This window comes from Pseudomonas sp. N2-3-1-14 (genome assembly GCF_041228395.1).
Classification (GTDB): Bacteria; Pseudomonadota; Gammaproteobacteria; order Pseudomonadales; family Pseudomonadaceae; genus Aquipseudomonas.
The window spans coordinates 456,494-482,994 of the sequence record NZ_CP166199.1; the positions used below are offsets into that span (position 1 = coordinate 456,494).

Annotated in this window: 25 protein-coding genes; 16 read left to right on the forward strand and 9 right to left on the reverse strand. The window is 60.5% G+C overall.

Translation table 11 applies throughout. The annotated features are described in order from the left end of the window. The first annotated feature begins 36 nt into the window (after positions 1 to 36). Genes AB5I78_RS02165 through secB form a run of 3 tightly spaced genes read left to right on the forward strand, consistent with a single transcriptional unit; the run spans position 37 to position 1,229 of the window. A complete protein-coding gene (locus tag AB5I78_RS02165; protein WP_145159895.1) occupies positions 37 to 450 on the forward strand; it encodes a rhodanese-like domain-containing protein in 414 nt (137 codons plus the stop codon). A 1-nt stretch (position 451) separates the two neighbouring features. After that, entirely contained in the window at positions 452 to 706 is a 255-nt protein-coding gene (grxC, locus tag AB5I78_RS02170; protein WP_053253893.1) for a glutaredoxin 3, read from the forward strand. A gap of 43 nt (positions 707 to 749) precedes the next feature. Then, complete coding sequence (gene secB, locus AB5I78_RS02175; RefSeq protein WP_106577478.1) at positions 750 to 1,229, forward strand: protein-export chaperone SecB; 480 nt, start codon at positions 750 to 752, stop codon at positions 1,227 to 1,229. Between the two features lie 154 nt (positions 1,230 to 1,383). Here the strand turns inward: secB and AB5I78_RS02180 are convergent, their stop codons facing one another. Continuing rightward, positions 1,384 to 1,839, reverse strand: a complete 456-nt coding sequence (locus AB5I78_RS02180) for a tRNA (cytidine(34)-2'-O)-methyltransferase (RefSeq protein WP_003171120.1) — start codon at positions 1,837 to 1,839, stop codon at positions 1,384 to 1,386. Here AB5I78_RS02180 and AB5I78_RS02185 point away from each other — a divergent pair. Then, the gene (locus tag AB5I78_RS02185) at positions 1,838 to 2,278 is read left to right on the forward strand and encodes a hypothetical protein (protein WP_369301665.1); all 441 of its coding nucleotides are present in this window, start codon (positions 1,838 to 1,840) and stop codon (positions 2,276 to 2,278) included. The genes AB5I78_RS02180 and AB5I78_RS02185 overlap by 2 nt on opposite strands. A gap of 326 nt (positions 2,279 to 2,604) precedes the next feature. Further along, a complete protein-coding gene (locus AB5I78_RS02190) occupies positions 2,605 to 2,856 on the forward strand; it encodes a hypothetical protein (RefSeq protein ID WP_369301664.1) in 252 nt (83 codons plus the stop codon). Here the strand turns inward: AB5I78_RS02190 and ntrC are convergent, their stop codons facing one another. From ntrC to glnA, 6 genes are all read right to left on the reverse strand, one after another. Then, the gene (gene ntrC, locus AB5I78_RS02195; RefSeq protein WP_003218003.1) at positions 2,857 to 4,293 is read right to left on the reverse strand and encodes a nitrogen regulation protein NR(I); all 1,437 of its coding nucleotides are present in this window, start codon (positions 4,291 to 4,293) and stop codon (positions 2,857 to 2,859) included. Further along, positions 4,290 to 5,375, reverse strand: coding sequence for a nitrogen regulation protein NR(II) (gene glnL, locus AB5I78_RS02200; RefSeq protein ID WP_016979130.1), 1,086 nt, complete (start codon positions 5,373 to 5,375; stop codon positions 4,290 to 4,292). Before glnL ends, ntrC begins: the two co-directional genes overlap by 4 nt. Positions 5,376 to 5,607: 232 nt before the next feature. Further along, on the reverse strand, positions 5,608 to 6,234 hold the full coding sequence (locus AB5I78_RS02205; protein WP_369301663.1) for a hypothetical protein: 627 nt from the start codon (positions 6,232 to 6,234) through the stop codon (positions 5,608 to 5,610). A 129-nt stretch (positions 6,235 to 6,363) separates the two neighbouring features. Continuing rightward, positions 6,364 to 6,900 carry a chorismate mutase gene (locus AB5I78_RS02210; RefSeq protein WP_145159903.1) on the reverse strand — a complete coding sequence of 179 codons (537 nt, stop codon included), beginning with the start codon at positions 6,898 to 6,900 and terminating at the stop codon, positions 6,364 to 6,366. Between the two features lie 129 nt (positions 6,901 to 7,029). Beyond that, complete coding sequence (locus tag AB5I78_RS02215) at positions 7,030 to 7,449, reverse strand: cupin domain-containing protein (protein ID WP_145159904.1); 420 nt, start codon at positions 7,447 to 7,449, stop codon at positions 7,030 to 7,032. Between the two features lie 275 nt (positions 7,450 to 7,724). Beyond that, entirely contained in the window at positions 7,725 to 9,131 is a 1,407-nt protein-coding gene (gene glnA / locus AB5I78_RS02220) for a glutamate--ammonia ligase (protein WP_034117297.1), read from the reverse strand. A 334-nt stretch (positions 9,132 to 9,465) separates the two neighbouring features. On the opposite strand from glnA, the gene thiI reads away from it, so the two are divergent. Continuing rightward, positions 9,466 to 10,920, forward strand: a complete 1,455-nt coding sequence (gene thiI / locus AB5I78_RS02225; RefSeq protein ID WP_106577484.1) for a tRNA uracil 4-sulfurtransferase ThiI — start codon at positions 9,466 to 9,468, stop codon at positions 10,918 to 10,920. A 138-nt stretch (positions 10,921 to 11,058) separates the two neighbouring features. After that, the gene (gene typA, locus AB5I78_RS02230) at positions 11,059 to 12,879 is read left to right on the forward strand and encodes a translational GTPase TypA (protein ID WP_032890153.1); all 1,821 of its coding nucleotides are present in this window, start codon (positions 11,059 to 11,061) and stop codon (positions 12,877 to 12,879) included. Between the two features lie 185 nt (positions 12,880 to 13,064). On the opposite strand, the gene AB5I78_RS02235 is transcribed toward typA, so the two are convergent. Further along, positions 13,065 to 13,499 carry a YkgJ family cysteine cluster protein gene (locus AB5I78_RS02235; RefSeq protein WP_017529542.1) on the reverse strand — a complete coding sequence of 145 codons (435 nt, stop codon included), beginning with the start codon at positions 13,497 to 13,499 and terminating at the stop codon, positions 13,065 to 13,067. A 236-nt stretch (positions 13,500 to 13,735) separates the two neighbouring features. Here AB5I78_RS02235 and AB5I78_RS02240 point away from each other — a divergent pair, with 236 nt between their 5' ends. The 7 genes from AB5I78_RS02240 to AB5I78_RS02270 all read left to right on the forward strand — a co-directional run bounded on the left by AB5I78_RS02240 (position 13,736) and on the right by AB5I78_RS02270 (position 23,355). After that, positions 13,736 to 16,186: a glycogen/starch/alpha-glucan phosphorylase gene (locus tag AB5I78_RS02240; RefSeq protein WP_262208047.1), complete on the forward strand. Its 2,451-nt coding sequence runs from the start codon at positions 13,736 to 13,738 to the stop codon at positions 16,184 to 16,186. A gap of 171 nt (positions 16,187 to 16,357) precedes the next feature. Beyond that, on the forward strand, positions 16,358 to 19,447 hold the full coding sequence (locus tag AB5I78_RS02245) for a DUF2339 domain-containing protein (protein ID WP_370004332.1): 3,090 nt from the start codon (positions 16,358 to 16,360) through the stop codon (positions 19,445 to 19,447). Continuing rightward, a complete protein-coding gene (locus AB5I78_RS02250; RefSeq protein WP_370004333.1) occupies positions 19,414 to 19,875 on the forward strand; it encodes a DUF2339 domain-containing protein in 462 nt (153 codons plus the stop codon). The genes AB5I78_RS02245 and AB5I78_RS02250 overlap by 34 nt, the downstream gene beginning before the upstream one ends. Then, positions 19,875 to 21,218: a DUF3999 domain-containing protein gene (locus AB5I78_RS02255; protein ID WP_369301669.1), complete on the forward strand. Its 1,344-nt coding sequence runs from the start codon at positions 19,875 to 19,877 to the stop codon at positions 21,216 to 21,218. The genes AB5I78_RS02250 and AB5I78_RS02255 overlap by 1 nt, the downstream gene beginning before the upstream one ends. A gap of 96 nt (positions 21,219 to 21,314) precedes the next feature. Further along, the gene (locus AB5I78_RS02260; protein ID WP_053253909.1) at positions 21,315 to 22,325 is read left to right on the forward strand and encodes a class 1 fructose-bisphosphatase; all 1,011 of its coding nucleotides are present in this window, start codon (positions 21,315 to 21,317) and stop codon (positions 22,323 to 22,325) included. A gap of 176 nt (positions 22,326 to 22,501) precedes the next feature. Continuing rightward, entirely contained in the window at positions 22,502 to 22,756 is a 255-nt protein-coding gene (locus tag AB5I78_RS02265) for a hypothetical protein (RefSeq protein ID WP_017849914.1), read from the forward strand. A 29-nt stretch (positions 22,757 to 22,785) separates the two neighbouring features. Further along, the gene (locus AB5I78_RS02270) at positions 22,786 to 23,355 is read left to right on the forward strand and encodes a lipocalin family protein (RefSeq protein ID WP_145159912.1); all 570 of its coding nucleotides are present in this window, start codon (positions 22,786 to 22,788) and stop codon (positions 23,353 to 23,355) included. 127 nt (positions 23,356 to 23,482) lie between these two features. Here the strand turns inward: AB5I78_RS02270 and AB5I78_RS02275 are convergent, their stop codons facing one another. Further along, complete coding sequence (locus AB5I78_RS02275; protein ID WP_369301661.1) at positions 23,483 to 24,847, reverse strand: formimidoylglutamate deiminase; 1,365 nt, start codon at positions 24,845 to 24,847, stop codon at positions 23,483 to 23,485. Positions 24,848 to 24,994: 147 nt separating this feature from the next. Here AB5I78_RS02275 and hutC point away from each other — a divergent pair, with 147 nt between their 5' ends. Together hutC and AB5I78_RS02285 are read left to right on the forward strand one after the other, a co-directional pair. Beyond that, entirely contained in the window at positions 24,995 to 25,705 is a 711-nt protein-coding gene (gene hutC / locus AB5I78_RS02280) for a histidine utilization repressor (RefSeq protein WP_232000148.1), read from the forward strand. Next, positions 25,702 to 26,262: a HutD family protein gene (locus AB5I78_RS02285; protein ID WP_106577489.1), complete on the forward strand. Its 561-nt coding sequence runs from the start codon at positions 25,702 to 25,704 to the stop codon at positions 26,260 to 26,262. Before hutC ends, AB5I78_RS02285 begins: the two co-directional genes overlap by 4 nt. Positions 26,263 to 26,501: the final 239 nt, after the last annotated feature.

Sequence of the window (26,501 nt, forward strand, 5' to 3'; positions counted from 1 at the left end):
TACTTACCGCCATTTTAACGCCCTGGAACCTCCTTGATGGTTGATCACCTGATTGCATTTGCCACTGCCCACTACCTGCTCGCGGGTGCCTTTGTCATCCTGCTGGCGCTGCTGATCGCTCATGAAATGAGCCGCGGTGGCCGCAGCCTGAGCACGTCGGAGCTGACCGCGCTGGTCAACAAGGATGAGGCCGTTGTTGTGGATATTCGCCCGGCCAAGGATTTTGCCGCCGGCCATATCGTCGGCGCCCTGAACATTCCGCAGGACAAGCTGATCGCACGCTTGCCCGAGCTGGAAAAATACAAAGGCAAGACCATCATTCTGGTCGACGCCCAAGGCCAGCACGCCGGCACCCACGCCCGCGAGATGCTCAAGACCGGTTTCACCGCCGCCAAACTGTCCGGCGGTATCGGCAGCTGGAAGGCCGATAACCTGCCGCTGGTGAAGTGATATGAGCCAGGTTGTCGTTTATTCCAGCGATTATTGCCCTTACTGCATGCGAGCCAAGGCTTTGCTGGAGAAAAAGGGCGTTGCCTTCGAAGAGATCAAGGTCGATGGCAAGCCCCAGGTGCGCGCCGAGATGACCAAGAAAGCGGGACGCACGTCCGTGCCGCAGATCTGGATCGGCGACAAGCATGTCGGTGGTTGCGATGACCTGTTCGCCCTGGAGCGCGCCGGTAAGCTTGATGCGCTGCTGCTCGTCTGACTCCTAACCCCTAAAAGACCCCCAAGATCAAGAAGGATCTGCGATGACTGACCAACAGAACACCGAAGCAGCGCAAGACCAAGGCCCACAATTCTCGCTGCAGCGGATCTACGTGCGTGACCTGTCGTTCGAAGCGCCGAAAAGCCCGGCCATCTTCCGCCAGGAATGGACCCCAAGCGTTGCGCTGGACCTGAACACCCGTCAAAAGGCACTCGAAGGCGACTTCCACGAAGTCGTGCTGACCCTGTCGGTCACCGTCAAGAACGGCGAAGAAGTGGCCTTCATCGCTGAAGTGCAACAGGCCGGTATCTTCCTGATCCAGGGCCTGGACGAGGCTTCGATGAGCCACACCCTGGGCGCGTTCTGCCCGAACATCCTGTTCCCGTATGCCCGTGAGACCCTGGACAGCCTGGTCACCCGTGGCTCGTTCCCGGCGCTGATGCTGGCTCCGGTGAACTTCGATGCCCTGTACGCGCAAGAGCTGCAGCGCATGCAAACAGAAGGTTCGTCGACCGTTCAGTAATGGGCCCGACGCGGTAACCAATGTGGGAGGGGGCTTGTGTGGGAGCTGGCTTGCCTGCGATAGCGTCACCTGGGTATCACTGATACACCGAGGTGCCTGCATCGCGGGCAAGCCCAGCTCCCACACAAGCTCCCTCCCACATTTGCTATGTGTATTACTTGAAACCGAGCTGGCGCCAGCCTTCGTAGACGGCGACGGCCACGGTGTTGGACAGGTTCAAGCTGCGGCAGCCCTCACGCATCGGCAAGCGCAGGCGATGACCGTCGGGCAGGGCGTCGAGCACCTCGGCCGGCAGGCCACGGCTTTCCGGGCCGAACAGGAAGGCGTCGCCTTCGGCAAAGCTAGCGTCATGAAATGGCCGCGAACCCTTGGTGGTGAACGCGAACAGCCGCGGGTGGCCCAGGCTTTCCAGGCAGCTGGCCAGGTCCGCATGGCGCTTGAGCGTGGCGTACTCGTGGTAGTCCAGCCCGGCGCGGCGCAGGCGCTTGTCGTCCATGTCGAAGCCCAGAGGCTCGATCAAATGCAGGTGGCAGCCACTGTTGGCGCACAGCCTGATAACGTTGCCGGTATTCGGCGGAATTTCTGGTTGAAAAAGGATGACGTGAAACATGCACGGCTCCGAAGGCAAAGATGCGCTGCATTCTACCCCCGAAGACGACCCAAGACCGAAGCTATTGCCCAGGGTTTTGGGCTCATTGGCGATTGTCGGGTTGATGATCGGCTTGATGATCGGCCGCCTCACAACGCCGGACCCGGTCGAACTGCAACAGGTCGAGACCGCGGCGGACGGCCTGGTGGTGTGGTTCAACAGCGAACCCAAGCTGCATGGCGAGCATATCGACGGCACCGTGGCGCTGCTGTTCGACGCGCTGGGCAAGGCCGCCGGCGGGCAGCTTAAGGTCAATGACAAGGATGTGAACTGGCGCATCCGCAAGACCGATGCCGGCTTGCTGCTGAACCTGGTGGCGGCTCGGCCGTTGCGCGGGGAGTGGAAAGGGGAGAAGGCCGATGGCCGTTGGCGGTTGCAGATCCATCTGCGCGAGGAATAAAAGAGGGAATCCCCGGCCTGCCTGTACCAAGGTTCCCAAAACGGGCTGGGGCTACGGGCGCTGTGCCACATAAGCCCCGGGTGTAAAGAAGGGAGTTCCCGGCCTGCCTGTACCAGGGCTCCCAAAACGGGGTGAAGCCAAAGGCTTCGGTGTTAAAGAGGGAATCCCCGGCCTGCCTGTACCGAGGTTCCCGAAACGGGTGTGGGGCGCGACGCGATCCGCATCAAGCACCCGGGTGTAAAGAGGGGATTCTCGGCCTGCCTGTACCAAGGTCCCCGAAACTGGGTAGTACAAGGGTTGTTGCAGGGCGCGTGCCAGAACTTGCAATGTGTGCCAAAAAAAATTGCCAGAAAGCGCAAAGCCCCGAAATACGGGGCTTTGGTGTTTTTGGCGATTCATTTTTTGTTAATGATTTGGTCGTTTCAGGGGTTGGAGCAGTGCCCGATGCCGGTTCATGGTGCATTGAAGCGGTGCACGGTCTGAAGCCTGGTGGAGATCCAAACGTGCAGGAGATTCAAATGTGGGAGGGGGGCAAGCCCCCTCCCACATTTGATATTCAGTGGATGAGAAGGCTGTGATCAGCCCTCATCACCCTCATCATCATCGCCGCCATCGACCTTCATCCCCAGCTCCTTGATCTTGCGCGTCAAGGTATTGCGGCCCCAGCCCAACAGCACGGCGGCGTCGCGGCGGCGGCCGGCGGTGTGCTTCAAGGCGGTTTCGATCATGATCCGTTCGAACGCCGGTACGGCGCTGTCGAGCAGGTTCGACTGGCCGCGTGCCAAGGCCTGATCGGCCCATTGGCGCAGCGCCTGTTCCCAGTTGGTCACCGGTGCCGAGTCCTGCGGCAGGCTCAGCAGCTCCGGCGGCAGGTCGCTGATATGCACTTCACGGCCGGAGGCCATGACGGTGATCCAGCGGCAGGTGTTCTCCAGCTGCCGCACGTTGCCCGGCCACGGCAGATTCTTGAGATATTCCTCGGTCTCGCTTTTGAGCAACTTCGGCTCGACGGCCAGCTCTTGAGCGGCGCGGCTGAGGAAGTGACGAGCCAGGGTCGGAATGTCTTCGCGGCGATCCGACATGCGTGGGATGTGAATGCGGATCACGTTCAGACGGTGGAACAAGTCCTCACGGAATTTGCCCGCGTGCACCAGGGTTTCGAGGTTCTGGTGGGTCGCTGCAATGATGCGCACATCGACCTTGACCGGCGTGTGCCCGCCCACGCGATAGAACTCACCGTCAGCCAATACGCGCAGCAAGCGGGTTTGGGTGTCGGCCGGCATGTCGCCGATTTCATCCAGAAACAACGTGCCGCCGTCCGCCTGTTCAAAGCGCCCGCGACGCAGGTTGGCCGCGCCGGTAAACGCGCCTTTTTCATGGCCGAACAGCTCGGATTCCATCAAGTCCTTGGGAATCGCCGCCATGTTCAGCGCGATGAACGGCGAAGCCGCCCGCGGGCTGTGGCGGTGCAAGGCATGAGCCACAAGCTCTTTGCCGGTGCCCGATTCGCCGTTGATCAGCACGGTGATGTTGGAGTGGCTCAAGCGCCCGATGGCGCGAAACACTTCCTGCATCGCCGGCGCTTCGCCGATGATTTCCGGGGTGCGGGTCAGGGCCGGTGGGGCTTCCTGGTTCTGTTGTTCCTGGGCGTGCTGGTTGGCGCGCTTGACCAGCGCCACGGCCTCGTCCACGTCGAACGGCTTGGGCAGGTATTCAAAGGCACCGCCCTGATAGGACGCGACAGCGCTGTCCAGGTCCGAGTGCGCGGTCATGATGATCACCGGCAGGCGCGGGTGCTGCTCGCGGATGCGCGCGAGCAAATCCAGGCCACTGGCGCCGGGCATGCGGATGTCGGAGATGATCACGTCCGGCTGCTGGCGCGCCAGGCGGCTCATCACCCCGTCGGCGCTGTCGAAGCTCTGGGTGGTCATGCCTTCCTGTTGCAAGGCTTTCTCGAGGACCCAGCGGATAGAACGGTCGTCATCGACGATCCAGACAGTTTCACTACGGCTCATGTCGATGGGGCTCCTTGTTCCAGAGGCAGAAAGATCGAGAAGGTGGTGTGACCGGGATGGCTCTCACACTCGATCAAACCCTGGTGCTGGCTGATGATGTTCTGGGTAATGGCCAGGCCCAGCCCGGTACCGTCCGGGCGGCCGCTGACCATGGGGAAGAAGATGGTTTCCTGCAGCTCTGCGGGAATGCCCGGGCCGTTGTCGATGATCTCGACCTTGGTTACCAGGCGGTGGCGCACATGGCCGATGGTGAATTGGCGCAGCGCGCGGGTGCGCAGGCTGATGCGACCCAGGCGCAGCTCGTTCTGGCTGCTGATGGCCTGCATGGCGTTGCGCACGATATTGAGCACGGCCTGGATCATCTGTTCGCGGTCGATCAACACGTCCGGAATGCTTGGGTCGTAGTCGCGTACCAGGGTGATGCAGCCTTGGCTTTCGGCCTCGACCAACTGGCAAACGCGTTCCAGCACTTCGTGCACGTTGGTCATCGCCAGCGACGGCAATTTGTTGGAGCCGAGCATGCGGTCCACCAGGTTACGCAGGCGGTCGGCTTCTTCGATGATGACGTTGGTGTAGTCCTTGAGGTTCTCGTCCGGCAGCTCGCGGGCCAGCAATTGCGCGGCGCCGCGAATCCCGCCCAGCGGGTTCTTGATCTCATGGGCCAGGCCGCGCACCAGCATCTTGCTGGTTTCCTGCTTGGACAGCTGCGCTTCTTCTTTAGTAATACGCAGCAGGCGGTCGCGCGGGTGCACTTCGAGCAGCAGCAAGGTGGCGCCGTTGCTCAGGATCGGGGTTACTGCGTAGTCGACGGTCAGCGTCTGGCCGGTGAGGGCGGTGAGCATCGCTTCGCGCTTGGTGAACGGGTGTGCCTGCTCCACCGCCTGGCGCAACGAGCTCAAGGCTTCGGCCGACTCGGTGAACAATTCGCTGATGAACTGCCCATGGCTGCGCTGGCCGCTGATGGCCAGGAGCATCTCCGCCGCCGGGTTCATGTACTCAAGACGCAAGTCGTCATTGAGCAGAATGGTCGCGGTGGTCAGGTTGTCGAGTAATAAACGGTGCAGTGCATCGCTGATGGTCATCAGGACCTCTTTTGGAGCAAGGCGCGGGCTTGAGGCACACGCTGATACAAGGAAAATGCAAAAACCAAACCAAGGCTCCGAAAAGAAGCGTTAAAGCCCTGAAATAGGGGTTTAAGGCGCGAAACTGTGGCGTTCTGCCAGCTCACTCGGGAAGATTCGAACCAAAATGGGCTGCCGGGGTGGGAAGGGTGCGGCGCTACGCACCAATATAGTGCAGTTTTGCGGGGTTTGTTCAGGAAGGTTTTTTAGGCGTGCTTTTTCGATTGTTCAGGCAAGGCTTGATGACCTCGCGCAAGCCTGTGCTGTCTTTGGGCAGGATGAACTCGGCGCTCAGTGGCGAATCACCGGGAATGGCGGAGGGAATGGTCATCCTGATGCGCTGGCCACCCATGTCGTCGGTGATCCACTCGCGCAGCTCTTGGCGGTTGGCGGGCATGGTGAGTTTGAACAGCACGCCGTGCTGCTGCGTGGGCTCGGCGCTGTAATAGCCGTTTACGCGGTAAGTGCGGGCTGGAAGCACGCCGGTGGTGAGGCTGAGCGGGCCGGTGGAGCGAGCATCCGGGCCTTCATAAATACCGGGTTTGAAATGCAACTGGTCGGTGTGGGTGAGCAGCGAGATCATTGGGCGCAAGGGCGCGCTGTAGCACGCCACATGCAGGATCGCCATGCTGGAATTGCCGTCGTGGGCAGCGGTGCCATTGATGCGGGCATTGATAATCGTGCTTTGCGGGTAAGGCGCTTCTACCGTCCAGGCCGTGGGCTCAAGGTCGAGGGTCGTTGACGGTGTGGGTTTTTGCGCTGCGGCGATTGGGCTGAGCACGAGCGTCAGTGAACACAGGGTCTTACAGATAAGGTTCATCGCAAAAACATCGGCGAGTGGCGGCAGGACGCTGCATCGTAGAGGCGCGATGGCCTGGGATGTATCAGACATTTCCGCGATTTAACCAAAATGCGGGAAAGGGCCTTCAATGAAGCAGGCCCTTATCCTTCAAGGCGTGTAGACGCACAACTCGGCCGTGGCGCGGGTCATTGCGATCTGCACCAAGGGATCGTTAAGCGGTTCGTGCACGGCCAGGGCTACCCAGTGCGGGCACTGCGGGTTGCTGCGCTCGGGGCCGAAGTCGGCTAATTGTTGCAGCATGCGTTTTTGTAGTTGGTCCAGTTGAGGGCGAATCTTGCCGGTCAGGTCCGGGCGCGGCGTATCGGGCGCCTTGCCTTTAAACTGCCAGTCGGACAGTCGGGTGTATTGCACCAGTTTATTCGCCTCTATCTGCGCGGAGAAAAACTGCTCCGCCGCCTCGGGCGAGACTTTGTAGTCGGGGGCCTGGGCTCTCGCGCTGGCGATTACAGCCTGTTCGCGAGGGCGATCTTCCACGGCTTTGTGGCTGTCCCATTTGCTCAGTGCGACCTGGTCGGCGATGGTCAGACGCTCGGCGATGCTGTTGAGCAGCGGTTCGAGTGTCGGCGGCGCGGCAGTGGCGGTGGCGCTGGCGAACAGCAAGGCAAGTACGAGTCGATGTTTCAAAGGCGGTCCCCTGTAGGCACGAGCGTGTTCGAAGGTCGCCAACGATAACGCGTAATTATTGAAGGCGCGCGGCACGCTTGAGCTTTTTTGCGCGCGCCCGCGCCCGGCAGTTAGTGGCGCAGGCCAGCATCAATCGGTGTGGGAGAGCGGCATGCCGGGGCTGCCGGCATAAAACACCAGTAACTCCACCGGCGTATCCCCTGTGACGCCTCGATGGACGATGTTGACCATCTCGGCGAGTGTCTGCCCTTGTCTGAAAACCCGGGCGTGCCCGCTGTCGCGGCTTTGCACCGTGAGTTCGCCGCTGAGTATGTAAGCCGCATTGGGCATCGGGTGTGTGTGCCAGGCGAGGGTGGTGTGTGGCGCAATCTTGAGCTTCAACAGTGTCAGCTCCGGGGCGCTTTGGGGGTAGCCGGTATAAGGCGTACCGTCCCAGGATGCGCTGCTTTGCAGCAGGATTTGCCTTTCGATCGGCGCAGGGGCTTTGGGCGGGGTGCCACACCCGTGCAGAAACAGGCAGGCGATGAGCGCGAGCGAGCGGTTGTACATGATTTGATCCGTTGAGCAGAGTAGTGCCTCAGGCTACGGGCGTTAGATCGGGATGGATGTCGGGCGAGGCGGTGAGTCTGCGCAGTTATCTGCCTGTGTGATGTAAGAGGTGGGCGTGGCAGGTGCCGCAACGCCGCCAGAAACACGATGGCTTTGACGGGTACCGACGGCGGCCGTCTCTCACGCCGCCCGGGTAGCTTCGATATTTTCAGGCATAAAAAAGGCCTCCCGAAGGAGGCCTTTTTTGTCACGCCGCTTTAAGCGGCGCTACCGGATCAGCAGCTGTAGTACAGCTCGTATTCCAGTGGGTGTACGAAGGTGCGTACTTTGATTTCTTCTTCGCTTTTCAGCTCGATGTAGGCATCGATGAAGTCGTCGCTGAATACGCCGCCTTTGGTCAGGAACGCACGGCCCTTGTCCAGCTCTTCCAGGGCTTCTTTCAGGCTGCCGCACACTTGTGGGATCTCTTTGGCCTCTTCAGGCGGCAGGTCGTACAAGTTTTTGTCGGCGGCGTCGCCTGGGTGGATCTTGTTCTGGATACCGTCCAGGCCGGCCATGACCAGGGCAGCGAAGGCCAGGTACGGGTTGGCTGCTGGATCCGGGAAGCGCGCTTCGATACGGCGAGCGCGAGGGCTGGACACGTAAGGAATACGGATTGAGGCGGAACGGTTACGCGCCGAGTAAGCCAGCATTACAGGTGCTTCGAAACCTGGGACCAGACGCTTGTAGGAGTTGGTCGACGGGTTGGTGAAGCCGTTCAGGGCCTTACCGTGCTTGATGATACCGCCGATGAAGTACAGGGCGGTGTCGGACAGGCCGGCATAACCTTCGCCAGCGAAGGTGTTTTTGCCTTCTTTAGCGATGGACAGGTGAACGTGCATACCCGAGCCATTATCGCCGTACAGCGGCTTAGGCATGAAAGTAGCGGTACGGCCGTAGGCATCAGCCACGTTGTGTACGCAGTATTTCAGGGTCTGAACTTCGTCAGCCTTGGCCACCAGGGTGTTGAACTTCACGCCGATTTCGTTCTGGCCGGCAGTCGCCACTTCGTGGTGGTGAACTTCGATGACCAGGCCCATTTCTTCCATGGCGTTGCACATGGAGGTACGGATTTCATGGTCGTGGTCGAATGGCGGAACTGGGAAGTAGCCACCTTTGATGCCTGGACGGTGGCCTTTGTTGCCGCCTTCGATGTCCTGGTCGGACATCCACGAACCTTGTTCGGAGAAGATTTTGAACATGGAACCGGAGATGTCGGACTTGAACTTGACCGAATCAAAGATGAAGAATTCTGGCTCTGGGCCTACGAATACGGTGTCGCCGATACCGGTCGACTTCAGGTATTCCTCGGCACGCTTGGCGATCGCACGTGGGTCGCGGTCGTAGCCTTGCATGGTCGAAGGCTCGATCACGTCGCAGACGATGATCAGGGTTGGGTCTTCGGTGAACGGGTCGAGAACGGCAGTGCTGTCGTCCGGCATCAGGATCATGTCGGAGGCTTCGATGCCTTTCCAGCCAGCAATGGAGGAACCGTCGAACATTTTGCCTTCTTCGAAGAAAGCATCATCCAGCGCGTCGCGAGCCGGCATGGTCACGTGGTGCTGAGTACCTTTAGTGTCCGTGAAGCGCAGATCAATCCATTTAACGTCATGATCTTTGATGAGTTGAACCGACTTCGACATGGTGTCCTCCGGGTGGCTTCGGGCTGGGGTAGTGGAGTTAGCCCTTAGAATGTGGGTGATGCCGGCGCGAATACTCGACCAAGGCAACCTGCCTCACAAGAGAGCAAATTGCATGCCAGTGCGCCAACATGGCCTTTTTGCCTCAAAATGGCCCCTATAAAGGTGCAATCCGCTGAAGCGCAATAAATAACGCACTGCAATGTAGCGCCAATTTGCGCAAATGACCCGTTTTGGTGCGTGTTGTGTCTGATGCATATTAACTGGTTAAACCTTGAGCGATTTCCGCTATAATCCGCGCCCCCCTTTTTCAGCAGGCCCGGCGCGCGCTGTTTCCATGAAATTAATCGTTAAAGTGTTCCCCGAGATCACCATCAAAAGCCGACCGGTACGGACGCGTTTCATCCGTCAGTTGGCCAAGAACATCCGTGCCGTGCTCCGTGACCTGGACCCGGCTGTGGTGGTGAACGGCGTGTGGGACAACCTCGAGCTGGAAACCCGTGTCACCGACGCCAAAGCCTTGAAGGACATGACTGAGCGCCTGAGCTGCATGCCGGGCATCGCGCATTTCCTGCAGGTGGATGAGTACCCGCTGGGCGACTTCGACGACATCACCGAAAAGTGCAAACAGCACTACGGTAGCGAGCTTGAAGGCAAGATCTTTTCGGTGCGCTGCAAGCGCGCCGGCAAGCACACCTTCAGCTCCATGGACGTCGAGAAATACGTCGGCAGCAAGCTGCGTCGCGAGTGCGGCGCTGCCGGAATTTCCCTGAAAGCGCCGCAAATTGAAGTGCGCATGGAAATTCGCGACCAACGGTTGTTTGTGATCCACAGCCAGCACAACAGCATCGGCGGCTACCCGCTGGGTGCCCTGGAACAGACCCTGGTACTGATGTCCGGCGGTTTCGATTCCACGGTGGCGGCCTACCAGATCATGCGCCGCGGCCTGATGAGCCACTTCTGCTTCTTTAATCTGGGCGGGCGTGCACACGAATTGGGCGTGATGGAAGTCGCGCACTTTATCTGGAAGAAGTACGGCAGCTCCCAACGCGTGCTATTCGTAAGCGTGCCGTTTGAGGAAGTGCTGGGCGAAATTCTCGGCAAAGTCGATAACAGTCATATGGGCGTAGTATTGAAGCGTATGATGTTGCGCGCTGCGTCGCGGATTGCCGATCAGCTGCAGATCGACGCGCTGGTGACCGGTGAAGCGATTTCCCAGGTCTCCAGCCAGACGCTGCCGAACCTGTCGCTGATCGACTGCGTGACCGAGAAGCTGGTGCTGCGCCCGCTGATTGCCAGTCACAAGCAGGACATCATCGACCAGGCCGAAGAAATCGGCACGGCAGCGTTTGCCAAACACATGCCTGAATATTGCGGGGTCATCTCGGTGAACCCCAAGACCCACGCCAAGCGCAACCGCGTGGAGTACGAAGAACAACAGTTCGACATGGCGATTCTGGAGCGTGCGCTCGAGAACGCCAAAATGGTCCCGATCGATCGCGTCATCGACGAACTGGGCCAGGATGTGCAAATCGAAGAAGTCAGCGAAGTCCTGGCCGGCCAGATTGTCGTCGACATCCGTCATCCGGATGCCGCCGAAGATGAGCCGCTGGAAATCGCTGGCATCGACGTGCAAACGCTGCCGTTCTACGCATTGAACGCGCGTTTCAAGGAACTGGATAACAGCCGTCAGTACCTGCTGTATTGCGACAAAGGCGTGATGAGTCGCCTGCATGCCCACCATTTGCTCAGTGAGGGGCATGCCAATGTGCGCGTTTATCGACCGAGCTAAGAGCCCGGGGCTGTTTGCCTGTGGCCTGCGTCACCGGCCCCCGACTCTGCCGTCAAGCTGTAACGGCAAGGCCTGACTCTACTGTTAATCGCTGCCACGACCTGTCAGCACACCGAATCCTCTGATCGAGATACACAAGTGATCGAAAATCTACGTAACATCGCCATCATTGCTCACGTTGACCATGGTAAAACCACCCTGGTAGACAAACTCCTGCGTCAATCCGGCACCCTGGAGCGCAACGAGCTCAACGACGAGCGCGTGATGGACTCCAACGACCAGGAAAAAGAGCGCGGTATTACCATCCTGGCTAAAAACACCGCTATCAACTGGAACGGCTACCACATCAACATCGTGGACACCCCGGGCCACGCCGACTTCGGCGGCGAAGTTGAACGTGTAATGTCGATGGTTGACTCCGTTCTGCTGCTGGTTGACGCTCAAGACGGCCCTATGCCGCAAACCCGTTTCGTGACCAAGAAGGCGTTTGAAGCCGGCCTGCGTCCGATCGTGTGCATCAACAAGGTTGACCGTCCAGGCGCGCGTCCGGACTGGGTTCTGGACCAGATCTTCGACCTGTTCGACAACCTGGGTGCTACCGAAGAACAGCTGGACTTCAAAGTCGTCTACGCCTCGGCCCTGAACGGCATTGCCGGTCTGGAACACACCGACATGGCTGAAGACATGACCCCGCTGTACCAGTCGATCGTCGACAACGTACCGGCGCCAAAAGTTGACCGTGACGGTCCGTTCCAGATGCAAATCTCGGCACTGGACTACAACAGCTTCCTGGGTGTTATCGGTGTTGGCCGTATCGCTCGTGGTAGCGTCAAGCCGAACACACCGGTTGTCGCCATCGGCGCCGACGGCAAGAAACGCAACGGCCGTATCCTGAAGCTGATGGGTCACCACGGTCTGCACCGTATCGACGTTGAAGAAGCGTTTGCCGGTGACATCGTGTGCGTGAGCGGTATGGACTCGCTGTTCATCTCCGACACCCTGTGCCAGCCGGACAACGTCGAGGCGATGAAGCCTCTGACCGTTGACGAGCCAACCGTTTCCATGACCTTCCAGGTAAACGACTCGCCTTTCTGCGGTAAAGAAGGCAAGTTCGTGACTTCCCGTAACATCAAGGAACGTCTGGACAAAGAGCTGCTGTACAACGTTGCACTGCGCGTTGAAGAAGGCGACTCGGCTGACAAGTTCAAGGTTTCCGGCCGTGGTGAGCTGCACCTCTCGGTACTGATCGAAACCATGCGTCGCGAAGGCTTCGAAATGGGCGTTGGTCGTCCTGAAGTGATCATCCGTCAGGTTGACGGCGTGAAGCAGGAACCGTTCGAAAACGTCACCATCGACACCCCTGAAGAATCCCAGGGCAAGGTCATGGAAGAGATGGGCCTGCGTAAGGGCGACCTGACCAACATGGTGCCGGATGGCAAAGGCCGTGTGCGTCTGGAATACAACATCCCTGCTCGTGGTCTGATCGGTTTCCGTAACCAGTTCCTGACCCTGACCAACGGTGCTGGCATCCTGACCTCGATCTTCGATCGCTACGACACCATGAAGTCCGGCGACATGTCCGGCCGTCAGAACGGTGTTCTGGTATCGGTAGAAACCGGCAAGGCACTGACCTACTCCCTGGAAACTCTGCAGGCGCGTGGCAAGCTGTTCGTTGAACACGGTCAAGAGATCTACAACGGTCAGATCGTTGGTCTGAACAGCCGTGACAACGACATGGGCGTCAACCCAACCAAAGGCAAGAAGCTCGACAACATGCGTGCTTCGGGCAAAGACGAAACCATCGCTCTGGTTCCACCTGTTCGCTTCACCCTGGAACAGGCCCTGGAATTCATCCAGGACGACGAGCTGTGCGAAGTCACGCCTAAGTCGATCCGCCTGCGTAAGAAGATCCTGGACGAAGGCGAGCGTACCCGCGCTGCCAAGAAAGCCAAGAACTGAGTTAACTCAGGCTGAATGAAAAACGCCCCCGGTCGAAAGGCCGGGGGCGTTTTTTTGTGCCTGCAGAATTTGTGGTGAATGTACCGGCCCTATCGGGGGCAAGCCCCCTCCCACCTTTGAAATGCGTTCCAATGTGGGAGGGGGCTTGCCCCCGATAGGGCCCTCAAAGCCCCACAAAAACCGGATCAGAACTTATCGAGCGTCTTGAACTTGGTCTCGCGCACCACTTCCTTGGGCTTATACGCGCAGTACCCCGGCCGCGGCCCGATTTTGGGGTGGTTGCGGCACGTATCCGGACGCTTGTCATAAATAGTGCAGAAGCGCGTTTTACGATCCAGGTACAGGCAATCGTTGTTGCTCATGCGCTGCAAGGTAAAAATCTCGGATTTGGAATTGAAACGCTCGACGATGCCTTCTTTCTGCAAGCGCTTGGCGATGTTCTTGGGCGGGTCGCCGCGCTCGAATTCATCGACGATGCCAATGCGGATAAGGTCCTTGATCTTCACCTCAACCGGCAGCGTGCAGCAGCTGGACACGCAGCCACCGCACATGTGGGCGGAATATTTCTGCCAGGTCTCGAGACGGTCGAGTTCCGCGGCGGCGATCAGTTGAGGCTTCATCAGGGTTCCAAGGTGGGGCTGTATCCGGGCGCGCGATCATACCGGGATTGATGGTTTTTTGAACAATATTTTGTGGTTTTCAGCCCGAAGGCTGCTCAAGCACCGATTGGGCACGACCCCTGCATCAATTTGCCGCAAAGGTGAATGAGTAAAAATACTGCCGAACCAGAGCGTCTACCGTCTGTCAGACCGACTAGGCTCTAGCAACTCCTTCAATCTCGCCCGAGGTCGCACCGATGTCTCAGGAACCGCTTGCACGAGAAGCAGAGGTAGCCGCATTCCGCGATGCTGTCTTGACCAAACTCACCTACGCGGTGGGCAAGGACCCCGACCACGCCTTCGACCACGACTGGTTCGAAGCCATTGCCCTGGCCGCCCGCGACCAGATGGTCGATCACTGGATGGACCACACGCGGCGCATTTACCGCAAAGGCCAGAAGCGGGTTTATTACCTTTCCCTGGAATTTCTTATCGGCCGTTTGCTCTACGACAGCCTGAGCAACCTCGGCGTGCTGGAGATCGCGCGCGAAGCGCTGTCCGAACTCGGTGTGGACCTGGAGCGCATCCGCCTGCTGGAGCCCGACGCGGCGCTTGGCAACGGTGGCCTGGGCCGCCTGGCCGCATGCTTTATGGAAAGCATGTCGACCTTGGGCATTGCCGGCCACGGTTATGGCATTCGTTACGAGCACGGTTTGTTTCGCCAGGCGATCGTCGATGGCTGGCAACAGGAGCAGACCGAGCGCTGGCTGGACTTTGGCAACCCGTGGGAATTCGAACGGGCCGAGGTGATTTACCCCATCGGTTTTGGCGGCAGCGTCGAAACCCTGGCGGACGCTTCCGGCAAGATGATCCAAGTGTGGTCGCCGAATGAAACCGTGCGCGCGGTGGCTTATGACACTCCCGTGGTCGGCTGGCGCGGCGCCAGCGTCAACACCCTGCGCCTGTGGCGTGCACGCGCCGTGGAAGACTTGCACCTGGAGCGTTTCAACGCGGGTGACCACTTGGGCGCCGTCGCCGAAGTCGCCCGTGCCGAAAGCATCTCCCGTGTGCTTTACCCGGCCGACAGCACCGAAGCAGGGCAGGAACTGCGTCTGCGCCAGGAATACTTCTTCGTCTCTGCCTCGCTGCAGGATCTGCTGCGCCGCCACAAAAACATGCACGGCTCGGTATTGAGCCTGGGCGAACACGCCGCCATCCAGCTCAACGACACGCACCCCTCGATTGCCGTCGCCGAGCTGATGCGCCAACTGGTCGACCTGCATGACATTCCGTGGGAAGCGGCGTGGGACGTGACGGTTGAAACCCTTTCCTACACCAACCACACCTTGCTGCCCGAAGCCCTGGAAACCTGGCCTGTAGGTTTGATGGAACGCATGCTGCCGCGCCACATGCAGATCATCTACCTGATTAACGCCCAGCACATCGACTCGCTACGGGCCAAAGGCATTCACGACTTCGACGTGCTACGCGCCGTGTCGCTGATCGAAGAAGACAACGGCCGCCGCGTGCGCATGGGTAACCTGGCGTTCCTCGGCTCGCATAGCGTCAACGGCGTGTCTGGCCTGCACACCCAGCTGATGCGCAGCACGGTGTTCTCCGAGCTGCACAAGCTGTACCCGGAGCGCATCAACAATAAAACCAACGGCATTACCTTCCGCCGCTGGCTGTACCAGGCCAACCCCAAGCTCACCGATATGCTGGTGGACGCGCTGGGCCCGGACATTCTCGACACCATGGAAACGCGCCTGACGGAGCTGGAAACCTTCGCCGAGAAGCAATCCTTCCGTAAAGCCTTTGCCGATCAGCGCCTGCACAGCAAGCGTGCACTGGCCGAGATCATCCATGAGCGCCTGGGTATTTCAGTGAACCCGGCGGCGATGTTCGACGTGCAGGTCAAACGCATCCACGAGTACAAACGCCAGCTGCTCAACCTGCTGCACACCGTGGCGTTGTACCAGGCGATCCGCGCCGAGCCTGGCACCGACTGGGTGCCACGGGTGAAGATCTTCGCCGGCAAGGCCGCGGCGAGTTACCACCAGGCCAAGTTGATCATCAAGTTGACCAACGACATCGCCCGTACCGTGAACAACGACCCGACCGTGCGCGGTTTGCTCAAGGTGGTGTTCCTGCCCAACTACAACGTCAGCCTGGCGGAAAGCATCATTCCGGCGGCGGATTTGTCGGAGCAGATCTCCACGGCCGGCTTTGAAGCCTCGGGCACCAGCAACATGAAGTTCGGCCTCAACGGCGCGCTGACCATCGGCACCATGGACGGCGCCAACGTGGAGATGCACGAGCGCGTGGGCGCCGATCACATGTTCATTTTCGGCCTCAGTGCTCAGCAGGTCGAAGCCCGCAAGCACGCGGGCGAATTCAACGCCGGGCCGGAAATTGCTGCTTCTCATCGTCTCAACGACGTGTTGCAAGCGATTCGGGGCGGGGTGTTCTCGCCGGATGATCCCGGCCGCTATGTGGGCCTGATCGACGGGCTGATCGACTACGACCGCTTCCTGGTGTGTGCCGACTTCGACTCCTACTGGGACGCCCAGGCGCGGGTCGAAGCGCATTGGCATGACTCCAAAGCGTGGTGGCGCTCGGCTGTGCTGAATACGGCGCGGATGGGCTGGTTCTCGTCCGACCGCACCATCAGGGAGTACGCGACCGAAATCTGGAAAGCGCTCGACTAATCACCGCAATACAAAAATGTGGGAGGGGGCTTGCCCCCGATAGCGAATTGCCAGTTTGCAGATATATCGACTGGCACACCGCTATCGGGGGCAAGCCCCCTCCCACATTGGCCCCGCGTCGATATACTAGGCCCCGGTTTGCCCGCCTCGGGCTGCTTAGGGATATCAACCATGCAATGGATTTTCATGCTGATTGGCCTGGTGCTCGGCTGGACACTCGATGAGTCGTTCAGTGATGCGGGTATCGGTGCGCTGCTGGGCTTGGGCATTGGCCAGGCCATCCGCCTGGCGAAGCTGTCGGCGCAAGCGGACCAGCAGGCGCGTCAGTTGGAAACCACGCAAAAGGCGCTGATTGCGCTGGGTGAGCGCCTGCGGCAACTGGAGGTGCCCGCGCCGACGAACAGCGTGATTGTCGAACCCTCCGTGCCTGAACCTCCTCCTGTCGTTGCAAAGCCCGAACTTGTCTGGGAGCTGCCCGCCGAACTGGCGCCTGTCGCCGTGGTTGCCGAGGCGAGCCAGCCGCTGCCGGATCACGTCTGGGCCCCAGCGCCGACGCCAGAACCTAAAGAGCCTGCTATTGCCCGCGGCCCCAACCTGATCGAGCGCGCCATCAGTGGCGCACGCAATTGGCTGTTTGGCGGTAACACCGTGCTGCGCGTCGGCGTGGTGCTGTTGTTCCTGGGCCTGGCCTTTTTGCTGCGCTATGCCACCGAAGGCGTGGTGGTGCCGATCGAGTTGCGTTACGCCGGGGTTGCCGCTGCCGCCATCGGCCTGTTGGGCCTGGGGTGGTGGTTGCGGCTGCGTAACAGCAATTACGGCCTGATGCTGCAAGGCACCGGCATTGCCGTGTTGTACCTGACGGTGTTCGCCGCAATGCGCTTGCACCCGTTGATCGATCCGGGCGCCGCGCTGGGCCTGCTGGTGGCGGTCACGGTGTTCTCGGCGATCCTGGCGATCACCCAGGATGCCCTTGGCCTGGCTTGCGCGGCGGCGTTGGGTGGCTTTGCCGCGCCGATTCTCACGTCAACCGGCGCCGGTAACCACGTGGCGTTGTTCAGCTACTTCGCTTTGCTCAACGCCGGCATCCTCGCCATCGCCTGGTTCAAGGCCTGGCGCTTGCTCAACCTAATCGGGTTCGTGGGTACTTTCGGCATTGGTTTCGCCTGGGGCATGCGTTCCTACACACCGGAACTGCTGTGGAGCACCGAGCCGTTCCTGATCCTTTTTTTCCTGATGTACCTGGTCATCGGCCTGTTGTTCGCCCGGCGTAAACTGCTTGAGATGAGCGACGCACCCGAAGACGACAGTCGGGGTGCGCTGCTGCGCTGGTCGGCGGCCAAGGGTGATTACGTCGACGGCAGCATGCTGTTCGGCCCACCGTTGGTGGGCTTTGGTTTGCAGTTCGCGCTGGTGCAGCACCTGGAATTTGCCACCGCATTCAGTGCGCTGGGCCTTGGCATCCTCTACATGGGGCTGGCGCAATGGCTGCGTGGCGGGCGCGCCTTGCTGCTGGCGGAAACCTGCCTGGCGTTGGGCGTGATCTTTGCCAGTTTGGCGATTCCGCTGGGCCTCGACGCACGCTGGACGGCTGCGGCGTGGGCGGTGGAGGGCGCGGGGATTTTCTGGCTCGGCTTGCGTCAGCAGCGGCCACTGGCGCGCGCGTTCGGCCTGTTGCTGCAATTGGGCTCGGCGCTGGCGTTCCTCAGCGAACTGCGCGTAGGCGAACTGACCTTGCTTGACGGTGCGCCATTGGGCGCGCTGTTGCTGGGTGCGGCGCTGTTGTTCAGCTTTAATCAGTTGCGCAAGGCGTCGACCGAGCAGGCGGCGGACTGGGAGCGCAAAGGCCTGCCCGTGCTGGCGAGCCTGGGCCTGAGCTTTTTGTACCTGCTTGCACCGTTGCTGCTGCTGACCCAAGGCACCGCCATCAGTTGGGCAATCGCGGGTCTTGTGACGCTGCTTGTCGGCCTGCGCATCGGCTCGCGCACCTTCCTGTTCACCGCGTTTGGCGTGCAATTGCTCGGTGGTGCGTTGTTCCTGTTGCGCTTGCAGGGCGGTGACGGCGCGGCGGTATTCAGTGCGGGCTGGAGCGGTTTGCTGACCGCCTCGCTGATCGGCCTGGCGTTGGTCGGCGGCATGCTGCTGGCCGCGCGCGACGACAAGGTGCGCAGCGACATAGGCCTGCTGCGCGGTCTGTCGGTGGTGCTGCTAGCCGGTCTGGTCCTGATCAACCTCGCGGTGCTGTTCGTGCTGCCGTGGGAAAGCGCCAGCGGCGTGTGGGCGGCCAGCGGTTTGCTGATTATCTGGCTGAGCCTGTACCTGCAACAGCGTGTGAGCTTTGTGTTTGGGTTGCTGCTGCAACTGATCGGCGGCGCCTCGTTCCTGTTGGCGGTGCCACAGCTGCTCGGGTCGTTGAGCAGTGAAGGCTTGCGCCCCTTGGCGCACAGCGGTTTCTGGACGCCAATGGTGTTGGGCCTGGCTGCCTTGGTCGGCGCCTGGCGCTTGCAGCGTGAGCCGCATGCGCCGGTGTTTGCCGTGTTGAAACTGCAACGCCTGTCTGACCTGCTGCTGGTGTGGGGCGCAGCCTGGTGGACGCTGGCGCTGATCGGTGAAGTGTTGCGGTTTATCCCGCAGTCGCTGCAAGGGCCATTTTTGCTCGGCATCGCGGCGGTGAGCGTGGCGATCTGGGCGCTGCTGGCCGAACGTTCGCGCTGGGCGTCGCTGGGCATGCTTTGCACCTTGCTGATGCCGGCGGCGGGTGTGGTGTTGCTGGCCTCAGCCGATGACTACTACCACCCGGCAGCGCAGTACGGCTGGCTGGCCTGGTTGGCAGTGTTTGTGGTGCATTTCATTTCGCTACGGCGTTTGGCGGCGGTGGTGCCGAGCAACGTGCTGAGCATCGCTCACGTACTCGGCTGCTGGATGCTGATCGGCGTGCTGGCGCTGGAGCTGCGTTACGGCCTGTTGCTGCTGTCGAGCGAATACAACGCCTGGCGCTGGCTGGGTTGGGCGATCCTGCCAAGTCTGTACCTCGTGTTGGCGGCTGCGCCACGCCGCTGGCCATGGCCGGTGTCGGCGTATCCGCGTGAATACCGTGTGCTCGCCGCGCTGCCGCTGGCGGTGTTGATGCTCGGCTGGTTCTGGTTGGCCAATATCTTCAGCGACGGTACGGCCAAACCGCTGCCGTATGTGCCGCTGCTCAGCCCCTGGACCTGGGCCTGCTGTTCGCGTTGCTGGGTATTTACCTGTGGTCGCGCAGCGTAGCGCCGCAGCGCGGTCCACGTGCCGAGCTGATCGCCCAAGGTGTCGCGGGGGTTTCGCTGTTTGCCTTTTTCACGGCCCTGGTGATGCGCGCTGCCCACCATTGGGCAGGCGTGCCGTTCCATCCGGAGGCGTTGCTGGAGTCGATGCTGGTTCAGGCCGGCCTATCGATTGTCTGGACCCTGATCGCCCTCGGGCTGATGATCGGCGGCCATCTGCGCCATCGTCGCGAAGTGTGGTTGATCGGTGCGGCGCTGATTGCGGTGGTGGTCGCCAAGCTGTTCTTCGTCGAGCTGAGCAACCGTGGCGGGCTGGCGCGGATCGTGTCGTTTATCGGCGTGGGTGGGTTGCTGCTGGTGGTGGGTTACTTTGCGCCGCTGCCGCCCAAGCGTGCCGAACCTGTGTTGGAAACTGAAGGAGCATCCTCTTGATCGGTAAGTTGAGCGTGATCGCGGTGGGCGTGTGTATGACGTCGTCGGTGTGGGCGCAGGAAACGTCTGCCGACTTCACCACGCAAGTGCCGCTGGCGGTGAGTGGCAGCGGCCCTTGGTATCGCCTGGAGCTGCCGCTGTCTGTGCAACTGAGCGCGCGTCAGGCGGATCTCGGCGATGTGCGCGTGTTCAATGCCGCCGGTGAGCCTCAGGCCTACGCGCTGTCACGCCAATCTGCGCAACGCACTGAAAGCCGCACTGTGACCGACGTGAAGTGGTTCCCGCTGTACGCCGCCGACACGCGCGAAAGCGTGCCGGATGTGGTGATGAAATCCACGGCCGAAGGCACGCTGCTCGAAGTGCGCCCGTCCAAGGCGGGCAAGCAAGTGCTGCGCGGCTGGGTGCTGGACGCCAGTGCGATCAAGGCGCCGTTGCAGCAACTGAGCCTGGACTGGAGCCGCGAACAGGACGGCTTCCAGCGTTTCAGCATTGAGGCCAGCGACGACTTGCAGCACTGGGAGTCGTGGGGCGATGGCCAGGTGGCACGTCTGTCGTTTGCCGACGAGCGTGTCGAGCAACACGAGGTTAGTTTGCCGGGGCAACCGGCGCGTTACCTGCGCCTGGTGTGGCAGGGCCAGGTCGCGCCGACGCTGACCTCGGCCAAGCTGGTGAGCGCCACCAGCAGCAGCCTGCCGATGGCATTGGTGTGGTCGCAGCCATTGTCGGGTGCGCGGCTCAAGGCGGGGGAGTACAGCTGGCAGTTGCCGACGGGGCTGCATGTCGAGCGTCTGCGCATCGAGCTCAAGCAGCCCAACACGCTGGCGCCCGTCACCTTGGCGGGGCGCCGTGACGCCAATCAAGCCTGGCAGCCGCTGAGCAATGGTGTGTTGTACCGCTTGACCCAGAATGGCCAGGACGTGGTGCAGGATGAGTTGCAACTGCCGGGAGTGGCTGTCGGCGAGCTTAAATTGCAGGTGGATGAGCGCGGCGGTGGCCTGGGCGTTGAGGCGCCAGCCCTGCGTTTTGCCGTGCGCGCCACGCAGTTGGTGTTCCTGGCGCGCGGTGAGCCGCCGTTTACCCTGGCGTTGGGCAATGGCGCGGTCAAGGCGGCAAACCTGCCCTTGTCGACCTTGATTCCCGACTACAGCGCCGAGCGCCTCAAGACGCTGGGCCAGGCCAGGGTCAGCGGTGACGCTGTGGTTAAAAGCGCCAGCGTTGCCGCATCGCCCGAAGTGGGCACCGACTGGAAGAAACTCGGCCTGTGGGCCGTGCTCCTGTTGGGTGTGGCGGCGCTGGGGGCGATGGCCTACAGTCTGTTGCGTGCGCCTGCGGCCAAATCGTGAACTCTATTGGCGTTAAATCCTCTGATTAGAGGAAATAACCCTCGACTCGCGTTAAACTGCGCGGGTTTTTAAGCCCCCCATTCTCCGGAGCCTTACATGTCCCGCGTTACCCTGAGTCGCTATTTGATCGAGCAGACCCGCAGCAACAACACGCCTGCCGATCTGCGCTTCCTTATCGAAGTGGTGGCGCGTGCTTGCAAGGAAATCAGCCACGCCGTGTCCAAAGGTGCACTGGGTGGTGTTCTGGGCAGCATGGGCACTGAAAACGTCCAAGGCGAAGTGCAGAAGAAGCTCGACGTGATCTCCAACGAGATCCTGCTCGAAGCCAACGAATGGGGTGGTCACCTGGCCGGCATGGCGTCCGAAGAAATGGACAATGCCTACCAGATCCCGGGCAAATACCCGAAAGGCGCCTACCTGCTGGTGTTCGACCCACTGGACGGTTCGTCCAACATCGACATCAACGCGCCGGTCGGCACCATCTTCTCGGTACTGCGTTGCCCGAACGAATACCTGAGCCAGAACGAAGCCCTGAACGAAAAGGCCTTCCTGCAGCCAGGCACTGAGCAAGTGGCTGCCGGCTACGCGATCTACGGCCCACAGACCATGCTGGTGCTGACCCTGGGCGACGGCGTCAAAGGCTTTACCCTGGACCGTGAAATGGGCAGCTTCGTGCTGACTCACGAAGACATCACTATTCCTGCCTCTACCCAGGAATTCGCGATCAACATGTCCAACCAGCGCCACTGGGAAGAGCCGGTGACTCGCTACGTCGGCGAGTTGATGGCAGGTGAAGAAGGCCCGCTGAAGAAGAACTTCAACATGCGCTGGGTCGCCGCGATGGTAGCTGACGTGCACCGTATCCTGACCCGTGGTGGCTTGTTCATGTACCCGCGTGACAGCCGCGAGCCGTCCAAGCCTGGCAAGCTGCGTTTGATGTACGAAGCCAACCCGATGTCCTTTCTGGTTGAGCAAGCGGGCGGCGCGTCCACCGACGGCCACCAGCGCATCCTCGACATCCAGCCCGAAGGCCTGCACCAGCGCGTGGCGGTGTTCCTGGGCTCCAAAGAAGAAGTTGAGCGCGTGACCGGTTACCACAAGAAGTAAGACGCGGCGATAACTTATCCGCGATGTTGTGAGGCTGTTCACTGTTGAAAAAGCCCCGAAACGTTTCAGCGTTTTCGGGGCTTTTTTGTTTTTGCTCATCGGGAACCAGACACCTCTTTTCCCTTCTAAGCTTCTGGCAGATACCCAAGCTGCTTCGTCCCTCCAGGAGTTTTTCCATGTCGTTACGCCGTCTCGCCCTGCTGGCTTTTTGCGTGCTATTGGCCGCTTGCAGCAAGGTCAACCAAGAAAATTACGCGAAGTTGTCGGCTGGCATGGCCAAGGCTGAGGTGGAGTCGCTGCTGGGCAAACCGACCGATTGTTCTGGCGCACTGGGCATGTCCAGTTGCACCTGGGGCGATAAAAACAGCTTTATCAGCGTTCAATATGCCGGTGACAAAGTTTTGATGTTTTCCGGGCAAGGCCTGAAGTAAACCGGGCGCGAGCCTGCGGGAGAAGAAGAATGATGCGTTTTGTTTTTTGCCTTTGTGCCAGCCTGTTTTTGGCAGGCTGCGCCAGCCATTCTGGCGATGATCTGCAACCCAAGACAGCAAGCAACGTCAACCTCAAGCGTTACCAGGGCACCTGGTATGAGTTGGCCCGCTTGCCCATGTACTTCCAGCGCAACTGCGCGCAGTCCGAAGCCCGCTACACGCTGCTGCCCGATGGCGACATGTCGGTGTTCAACCGCTGCCTGACGCCTGAATGGAAGTGGGAAGAAGCCAAGGGCACGGCCACGCCGCAAGTGCCAGGCAAGACCGACAAGCTTTGGGTGGAATTCAATAACTGGTTCACGGCGCTGCTGCCGGGCGTCGCCAAGGGCGATTACTGGGTGCTGTATGTCAGCGATGACTACAAGACCGCCATCGTCGGCAGCCCAAGCCGGCGTTACATGTGGATATTGTCACGTACGCCGACGGTGAATGCCGACACCCGCGAAGACCTGCTGAGCAGGGCGCGTCAGCAAGGGTATGACACCACGCGATTGATCTGGCGTACGTCGGACAAGCAGATGGCCAAAACCTCGCAGTAATCTGAGGTCACCCTCAATCTAATGTGGGAGTTGGCTTGCCTGCGATAGCATCACCCCGGTGTAACTGATACACCGAGGTGTCTGCATCGCAGGCAAGCCAGCTCCCACATTTGTTATGGGTTGTTGGTCAACCGAGCAAGTCCCTCAAGACCTGCGTGAATGCCCGGCTGCTCTCTTCTTCACCGGCATGGCGGCCATCGCGCACCACCCACTTGCCGTTGACCAGCACATCGCGCACTTGCCGATCACCGCCGGCGAACAGCCAGCGATTGAGAATCCCGTCCTCGGTTGCCGTTGCCAGGTACGGATCGCTGCCGTCCAGCACTATCCAATCCGCGCGTTTACCCACTTCCAACCGACCAATCGGCTGGCCCAGCGCCTGGGCGCCGCCGTCCAGCGCGGCATCAAACAGCGTGCGGCCGACCATCGGCTGATCACTGCGGTACAAGCGGTTGCGTCGTTGATCGCGCAGGCGCTGGCCGTATTCCAGCCAACGTAATTCTTCCACCACACTCAACGACACATGGCTGTCGGAACCGATGCCCATGCGCCCGCCTTGAGCGAGGAAATCGACTGCGGGGAAAATCCCGTCGCCCAGGTTGGCTTCGGTGGTCAGGCACAGACCGGCAATCGCGCGGCTCTTGGCCATGCGCGCCACTTCGTCAGCATCAGCGTGAGTGGCGTGCACCAGGCACCAGCGCTCATCCACCTCAACGTTGTCATACAGCCATTGCAACGGGCGCTTGCCGCTCCAGGCCAGGCAGTCATCGACCTCTTTTTGCTGCTCGGCGATGTGGATATGCACCGGGCACGTCTTGTCGCTGGCAGCCAGGACCTCATTGATTTGTTGCGGCGTGACGGCGCGCAAGGAGTGGAAGCACAGGCCCAACTGCTGCGCCGGTTGCGCGGCGAGGATTGGCTTGAGGCGCGCTTGCAGGTCCAGGTAGTTCTCGGTGCTGTTGATAAACCGCCGCTGGCCTTCATTCGGCGCCTGGCCGCCAAACCCGGAATGGCTGTAGAGCACCGGCACCAGCGTCAGGCCAATCCCGCTGCTGGCGGCCGCCTGGCTGATCTGCCGCGACAGCTCCGTGCGGTCGGCATACGGCTGGCCGCTGACGTCGTGATGCACGTAGTGAAATTCGGCCACCGAGGTGTAACCAGTCTTGAGCATCTCGATATACAGCTGGCGCGCGATGATCTGGAGTTGGGCCGGGTTGATCTTGCCGACCATGCGGTACATCAGATCGCGCCAGGTCCAGAAGCTGTCATTCGGGTTGCCGGCCACTTCCGCCAGGCCCGCCATGGCGCGCTGGAATGCATGCGAATGCAGGTTCGGCATGCCCGCCAACACCGGGCCTCTGAGCCTTTCGGCGCCGTCTGCACTGGCGTTGGGCTCAACGTGGGTCAGCACGCCATCGGCGCTGACTTCAAAGCGTACATCGTTGGCCCATCCATTAGGCAGCAGCGCGCGTTCGGCAAAGAAAGCGGACATGATCAAGGCACCCCGGTCGTGTGTTTATTTGTATATACATATACAGACGTTTGCCTGCTCGGTAAACTCCGGCAATCTATGCATCTTTTCCCCCTGCAAGGATTCCCTGTGCCGACTCCGCCTGCCAAGTCTTCGCTGGCTGCCCACATGGACGAAAGTCCGGCGCCCTTGTATGCCCGCGTCAAACAGATGATCAGCCAGCAGATCCTCAACGGCAACTGGCCGCCGCATTACCGCGTGCCGTCCGAGAGCGAGCTGGTCAGCCAGCTGGGCTTCAGCCGCATGACCATCAACCGCGCCCTGCGTGAACTCACCGCCGAAGGGTTGCTGGTGCGCATGCAAGGCGTCGGCACGTTCGTCGCCGAACCCAAGAGCCAGTCGGCGCTGTTTGAAGTGCACAACATTGCCGATGAGATCGCCTCCCGCGGCCATCGGCATACCTGCCAGGTCATCCATTTGTGCGAAGAGGCCGCAGGCTCCGAGCGCGCCGTCGCCCTGGAAATGCGCGAAGGCGGGCGGGTGTTCCACTCGCTGATCGTGCACTTCGAAAACGACATTCCAGTGCAAATCGAAGACCGTTTCGTCAATGCCCTGGTCGCGCCGGATTACTTGCAGCAGGACTTCACCCAGCAAACGCCATATGCCTACCTCAACCAGGTTGCACCGCTGACCGAAGGCGAACACGTGGTTGAAGCGATCCTCGCCGATGCCGAGGAGTGCAAGCTGCTGCAGATCGAGCCGAGCGAGCCGTGCCTGTTGATTCGTCGGCGTACCTGGTCCGGTCGCCAACCGGTGACCGCCGCGCGTTTGATCCACCCCGGTTCCCGCCATAGCCTGGAAGGACGTTTCAGTAAATGAGTGCAGTGAAAGTCTGGCGCGCCACCGATTACATCCGCATGCCGTGGAAGAACGGCGGCGGCAGCACCGAAGAAATTACCCGTGACGCTGGCACCGGCCTGGATGGCTTCGGCTGGCGCCTGTCGATTGCCGATATCGCCGAGTCGGGTGGGTTTTCCACCTTCGCCGGCTACCAGCGTGTGATCACTGTGATCAAGGGTGCAGGCATGGTCCTGACCGTGGATGGCGAAGAGCAGCGTGGTTTGTTGCCGCTGCAGCCCTTTGCGTTCAGCGGTGAAAGCGAGGTTTCGTGCCGCTTGATCACCGGGCCGATTCGCGATTTCAACCTGATTTATTCACCGCAGCGTTATCAGGCACGCTTTCAGTGGATTGATGGCGTGCAGCGGTTTTTTACCACGGCGCAGACGGTGCTGGTGTTCAGCGTGGCGGATGAAGTGAAGGTGCTGGACCAGAAGCTGGGGCATCACGATTGTCTGCAGGTGGACGGTAACACAGGCCTATTGGATCTCTCGGTCAGTGGCCGCTGCTGCGTCATCGAACTGACCGCACGCGGTTAAAAAATGTGGGAGGGGGCTTGCCCCCGATTAGGGTGCATCAGTACCCGATGGGCTGGCTGATACACCGCAATCGGGGGCAAGCCCCCTCCCACATTTGCTTCTGTGGCGCTCACAGAATCTGTTTCCAGTCCCGCACCAATTTGTTACCGAACGCCCCAGCGTGGCGCAAAGCCGCGCCATCGTGACAAATTTCCCTCGCTTAAAAACGCCTCTGTAAGAAATTTCACCAAACCTCCAAG